Here is a 9,077-nt window from a genome sequence, read left to right as displayed (position 1 = left end):
CTCTCCCCTCCACCCAAAATCAGGGTGGGGCGTAAGTTTCACAGAGGATTTGTAGTAATTCCGACAGATTTATCTTCAGATCCAAGTATTTGTGGGTAAGGTTATGGCTCTCTATGGGTCGCGTTGATTTCACAACTAACGTTGTGAGCTCCTCGCTATTCGGGGCTGAAACGCTCTCTATGGGTCGCGTTTCAGGGTAAAATCGTTCCGTCATCCGCTATTTTCGGTCCCTTGCCTGGAAAATCTTCTTTAGTTAATTTTTTCATCAGATGAATCGTTTTCCTTTCGGGATCGAACTCCGGAATCGAAGCGGAATCCAACTGCAAAGGAATGATCTTACCTTTCACGAACTTGCCTTGAAAGTCCACTTCCGCTTCCAATACGAGAGAATAACCGACGATTCCTTTAGAAGAAAGAGCCCTATAACCCATAAAGTTACCGAGAGAATAAGCAATCAACCTTCCCTTATACAATTCCATCGCACGCACCAAATGAGGACCATGACCAATCACCAAGTCCGCCCCCGCATCAATCAGAGAATGACTAAACTCGACTAAGTTCCCTCTATATTCTCCGTAAAAACGTTCCATCTGATTTTTAACGTGAAGGGCCGGACCACCTTCCGCTCCGCCGTGAAATGAAATAAAAACAAGTTGAGCCTTTTTTTTCGCTTCTTTTACGAGAGCAACACCCGCTCCGATTTCGTTCACGTTATTATGCGACTTCAGATGAGAAAAACCGATCCAAGCCACGGAAATGCCCTTCACATTCATATACGTAATCATTCCCTTTTTACCGGTATAACGAATACCGGCATCGGAAAGATTTTTCTGAGTGTCTTCGAAACCCTGCTCGTGAAAATCCAAAGAATGATTATTAGCAATACTTAAAATATCAAACCCGACCTCTTTTAAAACCTTCGCATAAGAAGGAGGTGTTCTGAACGCGAAGATCATTTTCCTGGAAGTGTCCTTGGAAGTGTTCGGATAATTCGTTAGAGTACTTTCAAAATTTCCGAACAGAACATCCGCACCCTTGAGATAACTCTCTACCTTTCCGAACAAAAACGATCTCGGATCCTGAATTTTCAAAGGTTGCGGAAAATTTGTTCCCGGAACCATATCCCCCACCGCTTTAATTCTAATTGTGGCATCGGCCTCTGCAGGAAGTTCGAACGAAAAAAGAAAGGAAACGAACAGAATGGAAAGAATTACACTTTGTTTCATGTCTTTTCATGAGTTTCAAGAGAAAGCAACTCGTAAAGTAGAATTTCTATCAAAGGAATCCCGATTCGGTCCGATAGACTAATAGAATGGAAAAAATACCCTGCAATACCTGCGGCTCTTCCAAATTTAAACCCCTCTTTTCCAAATCGAATCATAAGAATGAACTTTTTCATATCGTACAGTGTAAATATTGCGCTCTCGTACAGGTGAATCCTCAACCTTCTCCAGAAGAAGTAGCCTCCTATTATTCGGAAGAATATTTTTTAAAACGAAGTGATAGAGGTTATGACAACTATTTTTCAAACGAAATCAGAAACGAGATCTCTAGAGTATTTGAACTCAATCTGAAAGATCTGGATTTTCAGACTTGGGAAAATACCCTGTTATCTGAAAAACGTTGTCTTGATGTCGGTTGCGCGGCCGGTTATTTTGTAGACTACATGCAAAGAAGAGGATGGGATTCCCATGGAATGGACATTGCCGAAGCTCCTGTCAAATTTGCCCGCGAAAAATTAAAACTCAAAGTGGAACAAATCGACTTTTTGAAATGGAAACCGCCCGAAACGGAAAAGTTCGACCTAATCACACTCTGGGCTTCCATCGAACATCTTCACAAACCCAAAGAAACATTAGAGAAAATTTATACACACCTTAAACCCGGAGGAAGAGTCATCCTCTCCACTTGCAGATGGGGAATCCTCGCAAAACTGCAAGGTCCTTTTTGGAGATACTTGAACGTTCCGGAACATCTTTATTATTATTCGCTGCCTGGAATCGTAAAACTCTGCGATTCTCTCGGATTCCAAAAGAAAAAACACATCACATACGGAAGCGGATTTACAACAAAAAAAGAAGCCTCTTTATTTTATAAAACTCTAAAGCGTATCGCCGACCCCATGGTAAAATTCTTAGACCAGGGTGATATGATGGCCCTGTGTCTCGGAAAATGAAAAACTCTCGCGCGGACGCGGAATAAAAAAAGATTTTTTCCGGACAAAATTTCGTCACATTATTTCAGAAAAACCTAAAATACATCATACAAACGTCTGGTTCAAAAATAAACCCTCCTTTATAACCCGCAAAAGTATACTGTGACGATTTCATTTTTAAGGCGAAGATTTTAAGTTTTTCTTGCCATTTTAGAGATGGTAAAGGAAAAGAGTGATCGCAATTTTTATTTTCGGAATCGCTAGGTTTAGGCTTCGGGTGAATGAGCGATTCCTAATACTGAATCGTGCTCGAGGTGTTTCCTTTGAAAAATACAATTGAAAAGAATATCGCCTACGGATTGATCGGAATCGTTGTATTGAACTTCATTATGATCGGATCCGCATATTACACATTAAAACAATCCTTAGAACTCAAAAGATGGGAAGTATATACCCGAGAAGTACTCTTGAGCATAGAAGAAACTTTTTCCGCCTTTAACGAAGCCCATGCCGTTTTAAGAGCTTATATTTTGTATCTGGACCAAGAACAACTAAACGCTTATTTCAAAAGTAAAAGTCTAGTTTTAGAACGAATTGAAAAACTTCGAAAGAATGTAATCGATAACCCTTCCCAGCAGCAAAGACTCTCTCTCGTAGAAACCCACTTAAATGAAAAGTTTTCCTACATGGACAAATTGGTTTTAATGAGAAAACACGCATCCATGCAATATTATTTGACTCTATTTCGTTCCGCACAGGGAAAAGACCTATCGGAAAAAATCAAATCCCTCATTCAGGATATAAAAACGGAAGAACTTCGACTTCTAAACATGCGAAAAAACAATTCGAAAATGCATCTGACGATATCGGTCACTCTGCTTTTCTCCGGAATCACATTGAATCTTCTTTTCATTTTCCTTCAAAACTGGTCCATCTATAAAGAAAGTCAACGTCGTCAAAAAGCGGAAAGCGTATTGGAAATATCCAATCAAAATCTCAAAACGTATTCGGAACGACTGGAAAGATCGAACAAAGACTTAGAAGCATTCTCTTATTCCGTTTCACACGACCTTCGTTCTCCAATCCGAGGTATATTAGTATTTTCTAAAATACTACTGGAGGATTACGGAACGGAACTCGGAGAGGAAAGCCGTAGAATCGTCAACATAATCATTCAAAGCTCCGAGAATATGGGGGAACTCATAGACGATCTTCTGGAATATTCAAGATTGGGAAGAAGAGAGCCCATATTCTCCGTCGTGAATATGCAATCCATAGCGGAAAAAATCCTCGAGGAAGTAGCGAACTATTATCCGGATATGAAAATGGAAACCGTCGTGGGAAATCTCCCTCCGACAAAAGGGGACCCCAGTCTCCTGAAACAACTTTTATTCAATTTGATTTCCAATTCCTTCAAATATTCCAAAAAGAAAGAAAATCCGAAAATCGAAATCGGATCCTACCAAAACAATGGAGAGACCGTATTCTTCGTAAAAGACAACGGGGCAGGATTCGATATGAAATACCAACATAAACTATTCAATATCTTTCAAAGGCTACATCACGCAGACCAGTTTGAAGGAACCGGAGTCGGACTTGCCATCGTAAAAAGGGTGATCGAAAGACACAACGGTAAGGTTTGGGGAAATAGCAAATTGAACGAAGGCGCTTGTTTTTATTTTACCCTAGGAGTTGGCGACAATCATGTATGATCTTCAGGACCAATCAATCTCAATCTTATACGCGGAAGACAATCCGCAAGACTCGGAACTTACTCTCAGAAGCTTAAAAAGACACAATCTCACGAATCAAGTGAAACTCGTCAGAGACGGCGAAGAAGCCTTGGAATATTTATATGCGACCGGACGTTACGAGAATCGGGATAAAGCACAATTACCTTCTCTCATCCTTTTGGATTTGAAGATGCCCAAAGTAGACGGAATCGAAGTGCTTCGCAGAGTAAGAAGCGAGGAATTTACGAAAATGCTTCCCGTGGTTATCCTCACTTCTTCCGCCGAAGAAAAGGACATCGTGGAAAGTTATAGACTCGGAGTGAACAGTTACGTAGTAAAACCTCTTGATTTCGACAAGTTTAGCGAAGTAGCCAGTGAAATAGGATTCTATTGGATTTTAGTGAATCAAGGTATAGGTAAATGATGTTTTAGTCGGATTGTTCACCGTAAAACGGTTAAAAATAAAAACTGATCCGTAAACAATCGTATGAAATGCCAGACAAGATAGTAACCATCTACGTTCTTTTTACTTGTCATTCGCCGAAGGAACCTATCTATTGATCGGAATTAGGTTCTCAAACGATGAAATTCTATTTTTGGTTCTTTCTACTTTTCATTCTACAGTGCGCCACCTATTCAACATCGAGTTATTCTCAATTTGAACAGGAAAAACTCGTAAACCTAAGCAGCATCTCTTCGAATCAACTCAGCCTTTTGACCACCCGCTATCTGAAAAGCAACGACCTCTACGACAAGTTCGAAAAAAATCCTTTAGTGGTAATTTACGATCTGGACAATGATTTGATCACAAATAAATCTAGAAATCTTGCCTACTATCTTGCCGAACTCTGTTATCTTACGGGAAATTCGTTGGATATGGAAGACTCCCAATTCGCAAAGATGTACGCTTCCTCATTAGTCTATGCGTACACGTATTTGTTCGATAAGAAGGCTTCTCCGGCGCCGGACCCATTCTCCGCGGAATTCAGATTCGCTTTGTCCACTTACAATCGCTCTCTAGCACAACTGGTACGTTACGCAAAAAAAAATCGGAAGTTGGCCGCCGTCACCGACTTAAGTCTTCCCTTGATCCGAGGAACCTTACAGATGTCGAGCGCCGAAGTGGAAACAGCTTGGAGTCCTCAAAATTTTCTGCAAATCGAAGTTACTTATGACTATCGTGTGAAAGGTTTTTCCAATCATATCAGCAAGTACGGAATCGGAACTCCGGTGATTCTTAATCGTAATTTTCCAGCAAAGGAATCCCAGGAAAGAATCAAATACGAATTCATCAACGGAGTCGGACAGGCTTACCCCGCAACCGCATTCGTAAGCTTGGAGGAATCGTATTTAGGAAACAGGGACCTTATGAATTTGCGCGCTAAAATTCATGTCTACGATCCCGTTTTCCGAGATCAAATCACGTTAGACGGAATAAAATTACCTATGGAAAGCGATACAACCACCCCCCTCGCTTATATGCTAACGATTGCACAACAAAAAGATAATTTATCGGCAATCTTTGACGGAGAAACGGGTATGTCCAGAAAGGGACTCTATCTCGTTTATCCCTATCATAAAGATAAAATTCCGGTCGTGTTTCTTCACGGTTTGGCGTCTTCACCTTTCATTTGGTTTCCGATGATAAACGAACTTCTTTCCGATCCGGAAATTAAAGCGAAATACCAATTCTGGGTATATTGGTATCCCACAGTCAATCCGATCCTTTTTTCCGCAGCGGACTTTAGAGATACTTTATATGATCTGAGAAAAACTTACGACCCAAACAAAGAACACAAAAGTTTCGATCAAACCGTTTTAGTCGGTCATAGTATGGGCGGATTGATCGTAAAATTAGCAGTTACACACAGTAACAAAGAACAATGGATGGACGCAGCCAAGATTCCCTATTCCGTATTCGATACGATAAACGAAAAAACCAAACAAGAAATCAGCAGACTGGTCGACTTCGATCCGGTACCTTTCGTAAAAAGAGCGATCTTCATAGCCACTCCACATAAAGGATCCAATTTAGCGGAAGGAATCTTAGGTTCGATCGCAAGATTTCTTTTTATCATTCCGAAAGAAGTAATCAAAAAATTCGAGGAAGGTTACAAATTCCTAAACCCTAACCACAAAAAAGGAGATATAGTTCCAAGAGTGTACGGAGTCGACGGACTTGCACCTAAAAGCATTTTTATGAAAGTAACGAAAGACTATAAACCGCAAGTGAAGTTTCATTCCATTATTGGAAATTCTAAACTCGCCGACCTGGATTGGATCAGCGATACGGTTGTTCCATATGAAAGCTCTCATCTGGAAAACTCGGAATCGGAAACGCTGATCCAGTCCGAACATTCGGTGCAGAATCATCCTCCTACTTTTTTAGAAGTGAAAAGGATTTTAAAAGAACACGCCCCATAAAACGATGTTTTAGTTCGTAAAATTGGTATTTTGTTCCGAGGTATGTTTCGGATGCTACTTAACGTGAGTTCGATATAAAAAAGTTAAGAATATTATCTTGTTCTTAATTCCTCAGCCTTATCGATGCTCCTCTGTCGGTTTTCGAGCATCGCTTTTTCCACTTTCAGGCGAGCCTCTTCAAAACCTTTTTCATCCAAATCCCTAGGGATATAAATCGGCTCTCCGTACGAAACCACGAAAGTGGTAAACGGTTTCGGAATTCTATGTTTGTCCCAGGATCTTTCGGCAATCCATTGACGCGTACATTCGTAATGAAACGGAACGATCGGAGCTTGAGAAATCTGAGCAGAAGCGATCAGACCGGGTTGCACAACTAATGCCGGGCCTCTAGGACCATCGGGGGTAAGCGCCGCAGGAAGATTTTTTTTAAGATGAGTAATCAATGCTTTGAGAGCTCTGGAGCCTCCCTTAGAAGAACTTCCTCGAACGCTACAATTGCCGAATCGATGAACAACCTGAGCGATAAAGTCTCCGTCTTTGGATTCGGAAATGAGAATGGCCAATCCTAAGTTTCGGTTGAGATAAGGAGAATATAAAACATTCGTATGCCAAGCGGAAAGGATATAAGGTTTTTTTTCTCTGCGGATTTTCTCGATACTCTCGTTTCCGATATTGATTCTTCGAGAAGTAAACCCGATTAGTTTCTGTAGATTGACTACAAGGAACGGAATGAGCCAAATTAAAAACTTTCTTTTAAGAGACTGCTTTTTGTCTTTATGAGTGACAGAACGTTCTTCCATGTAAGCACGAGATTTTTCCGAATTTGGAAATTCATCATCTCTTTTTTAGGTTATATCCGCTTTAATCTAAGGAGGGAACTCCTGCGTTTTATACAAAGAGGAAAACTCTTTCTCCCTAGGAAATAAAATCAATATACCTGCAAAAAAAAATCCCATTCCGATCCAATGAACAAAGGAGGCGGTTACGAAATAAAAGACGCCGTTGATGACATAACCTGCGTCTAAAAGAATCACGGAAAAAATTTTAGACTGAGAATAAGATACGAATTTCTCTTTCGGCCCCAAACGATCCGGAATCATTTTCTTTTTAGCAAAAAATAAAGGAATATACCAAGAAATCGGTAAAAGGAAAATCGTGATTCCCAAAATAATTCCACTACTATCCTCAGATAAACTTCCGTTCGGACTTGTAAAAAACACAAAAACGCCACCGAACAAAACCAAACCGATTAACAAAGTGGAATAAATGATCTTCAGGTTTTTCATCGTGTCCGGAAATATGGCCCTATCCTGCCATCTGTCAAATTTTTACAAAAAATCCGTGGAGAAACTCCCATCAAATCGAATACAAGATAGAAATCAAATTTTAAATTCAGATTCTTCTATTTTTCTTTCGAATGTTTCACCGCAAGAAAACCTGAAATATAAAATTTAAGGAATTCAAAAATTCTGTGGACTTTAAGCAATAACTTTTGTACAGAGTTTGAAACAAAAATAGGTCTTAAACAATGGAATCCAATTTACTGACAAAGATATTTCTTCCGGTCGCGTTAGGTATCATCATGTTCGGAATGGGAATGACACTCACCTTAGCCGACTTTAAACGAATCTTCGTCCTTCCCAAAGCGGTGCTCACGGGATTAGCATTGCAACTGCTGCTTTTGCCAATCACAGGATGGCTGATCGCAAGTATATCCGGGCTTTCGGGAGAGCTTTCCGTAGGTCTGATTCTTTTAGCGATCTGCCCGGGAGGAGCGACTTCCAATCTTATAACTCATCTTGCAAAAGGAGATGTTGCCCTTTCCATAACGTTAACCGCAATAACAAGTTGCATAACCGTTCTTTCGATCCCATTTCTTTTAAATATGTCCATGCACCATTTTCTCGGATCTGGACAAATGATCGAACTCAATATTCCTCAAACGATTCTCCAAATCTTTCTAATCACAGTATTACCGGTGTCGATCGGAATGATTCTCAACGCGAAAAAACCGGAATTTTCCCGAAAGTTCGAAAAAACGATAAAAGTTCTTTCCGGAATTTTTCTGATCCTAATCATCACAGGTGCCATTGTCCGCGAAAGGCAAAATATCGTACCATTTTTCATCCAGGTGGGTCCCGCTTCCTTGGCACTCAATCTAATTACCATGATATTAGGTTATTTGGGAGCGACTCTGATGAAGGTCACACATTCCCAAAGAACTTCCATCACGATCGAAGTGGGAATTCAAAACGGAACCTTAGGAATCGCGATCGCAAGTACAATCCTAAACAATCCGGCAATGGCGATTCCGTCCGCAATCTACAGTTTGATTATGTTTGCCACGGGAGGACTATTTTCGATCTGGACGAATAGAATCCCGAATCAAACTTAGAACCTATCCCAAAACGTCTTTTATAAAAACAGCATTGCCGCGACACTGTCATCAGTCCTCCGAATGTGGGCCTTCTTCGTTTTGTGAAAAATTCACGATGATATTTTTACGAAGTTTGGGGACAAGTTCTTAAGAGAAAACGATTATAGATCAAAAATTAGAATATTATAAAATAAATATTCACTCGATCAAACCGGCTTTCGAATTCGTTTTTGCATTTTCCGGAATCCCGAGCTTTCAGATTTTCGGGACCTGGAAAACGAAAACCAAGACAAGAGGGTTCATTTTAGGTCGAACAAAAAACTCTCATTCAAGAAGGGGTCATCTTCTGGGATACAAACATTCCTTCTTTTTAAGCAATTGTTATATC

General features: G+C 40.3%; 9 protein-coding genes. 6 read left to right on the top strand and 3 right to left on the bottom strand.

Annotation, left to right across the window (positions count from 1 at the left end; genetic code table 11):
• Nucleotides 1–191: 191 nt before the first annotated feature.
• Nucleotides 192–1,226, bottom strand: coding sequence for a CapA family protein (locus tag CLV95_RS12130; protein ID WP_002721143.1), 1,035 nt, complete (start codon nt 1,224–1,226; stop codon nt 192–194).
• An 86-nt stretch (nt 1,227–1,312) separates the two neighbouring features.
• Here CLV95_RS12130 and CLV95_RS12125 point away from each other — a divergent pair, with 86 nt between their 5' ends.
• The 4 genes from CLV95_RS12125 (at nt 1,313) to CLV95_RS12105 (ending at nt 6,312) form a co-directional block, all read left to right on the top strand.
• Nucleotides 1,313–2,176 carry a class I SAM-dependent methyltransferase gene (locus CLV95_RS12125; RefSeq protein WP_016749152.1) on the top strand — a complete coding sequence of 288 codons (864 nt, stop codon included), beginning with the start codon at nt 1,313–1,315 and terminating at the stop codon, nt 2,174–2,176.
• 293 nt (nt 2,177–2,469) lie between these two features.
• Nucleotides 2,470–3,867 carry a sensor histidine kinase gene (locus CLV95_RS12115; RefSeq protein ID WP_016561397.1) on the top strand — a complete coding sequence of 466 codons (1,398 nt, stop codon included), beginning with the start codon at nt 2,470–2,472 and terminating at the stop codon, nt 3,865–3,867.
• Nucleotides 3,860–4,312, top strand: a complete 453-nt coding sequence (locus CLV95_RS12110; RefSeq protein WP_002721164.1) for a response regulator — start codon at nt 3,860–3,862, stop codon at nt 4,310–4,312. Before CLV95_RS12115 ends, CLV95_RS12110 begins: the two co-directional genes overlap by 8 nt.
• Nucleotides 4,313–4,470: 158 nt before the next feature.
• Nucleotides 4,471–6,312, top strand: coding sequence for an esterase/lipase family protein (locus tag CLV95_RS12105; RefSeq protein ID WP_002731986.1), 1,842 nt, complete (start codon nt 4,471–4,473; stop codon nt 6,310–6,312).
• Between the two features lie 92 nt (nt 6,313–6,404).
• Here the strand turns inward: CLV95_RS12105 and CLV95_RS12100 are convergent, their stop codons facing one another.
• The gene (locus tag CLV95_RS12100; RefSeq protein ID WP_002731984.1) at nt 6,405–7,112 is read right to left on the bottom strand and encodes a lysophospholipid acyltransferase family protein; all 708 of its coding nucleotides are present in this window, start codon (nt 7,110–7,112) and stop codon (nt 6,405–6,407) included.
• Nucleotides 7,113–7,178: 66 nt separating this feature from the next.
• Nucleotides 7,179–7,598 carry a hypothetical protein gene (locus CLV95_RS12095; protein WP_002721206.1) on the bottom strand — a complete coding sequence of 140 codons (420 nt, stop codon included), beginning with the start codon at nt 7,596–7,598 and terminating at the stop codon, nt 7,179–7,181.
• On the opposite strand from CLV95_RS12095, the gene CLV95_RS19820 reads away from it, so the two are divergent.
• Together CLV95_RS19820 and CLV95_RS12085 are read left to right on the top strand one after the other, a co-directional pair.
• Nucleotides 7,579–7,767: a hypothetical protein gene (locus tag CLV95_RS19820; RefSeq protein ID WP_016749150.1), complete on the top strand. Its 189-nt coding sequence runs from the start codon at nt 7,579–7,581 to the stop codon at nt 7,765–7,767. The genes CLV95_RS12095 and CLV95_RS19820 overlap by 20 nt on opposite strands.
• Before the next feature lie 73 nt (nt 7,768–7,840).
• Nucleotides 7,841–8,707, top strand: coding sequence for a bile acid:sodium symporter family protein (locus tag CLV95_RS12085; RefSeq protein WP_002721214.1), 867 nt, complete (start codon nt 7,841–7,843; stop codon nt 8,705–8,707).
• Nucleotides 8,708–9,077: the final 370 nt, after the last annotated feature.

This window comes from Leptospira borgpetersenii serovar Javanica, assembly GCF_003046425.1.
GTDB classification, from domain to species: Bacteria; Spirochaetota; Leptospiria; order Leptospirales; family Leptospiraceae; genus Leptospira; species Leptospira borgpetersenii.
This window is presented reverse-complemented; position numbering and strand designations above follow the sequence as displayed.

Bases quoted from the DNA above. Each gene is read 5' to 3' on its own strand.
- CLV95_RS19820 (WP_016749150.1), top strand. From the start codon at position 7,579: ATGATCTTCAGGTTTTTCATCGTGTCCGGAAATATGGCCCTATCCTGC.
- CLV95_RS12130 (WP_002721143.1), bottom strand. From the start codon at position 1,226: ATGAAACAAAGTGTAATTCTTTCCATTCTGTTCGTTTCCTTTCTTTTT.
- CLV95_RS12100 (WP_002731984.1), bottom strand. From the start codon at position 7,112: ATGGAAGAACGTTCTGTCACTCATAAAGACAAAAAGCAGTCTCTTAAA.
- CLV95_RS12095 (WP_002721206.1), bottom strand. From the start codon at position 7,598: ATGAAAAACCTGAAGATCATTTATTCCACTTTGTTAATCGGTTTGGTT.
- CLV95_RS12085 (WP_002721214.1), top strand. From the start codon at position 7,841: ATGGAATCCAATTTACTGACAAAGATATTTCTTCCGGTCGCGTTAGGT.
- CLV95_RS12105 (WP_002731986.1), top strand. From the start codon at position 4,471: ATGAAATTCTATTTTTGGTTCTTTCTACTTTTCATTCTACAGTGCGCC.
- CLV95_RS12110 (WP_002721164.1), top strand. From the start codon at position 3,860: ATGTATGATCTTCAGGACCAATCAATCTCAATCTTATACGCGGAAGAC.
- CLV95_RS12125 (WP_016749152.1), top strand. From the start codon at position 1,313: ATGGAAAAAATACCCTGCAATACCTGCGGCTCTTCCAAATTTAAACCC.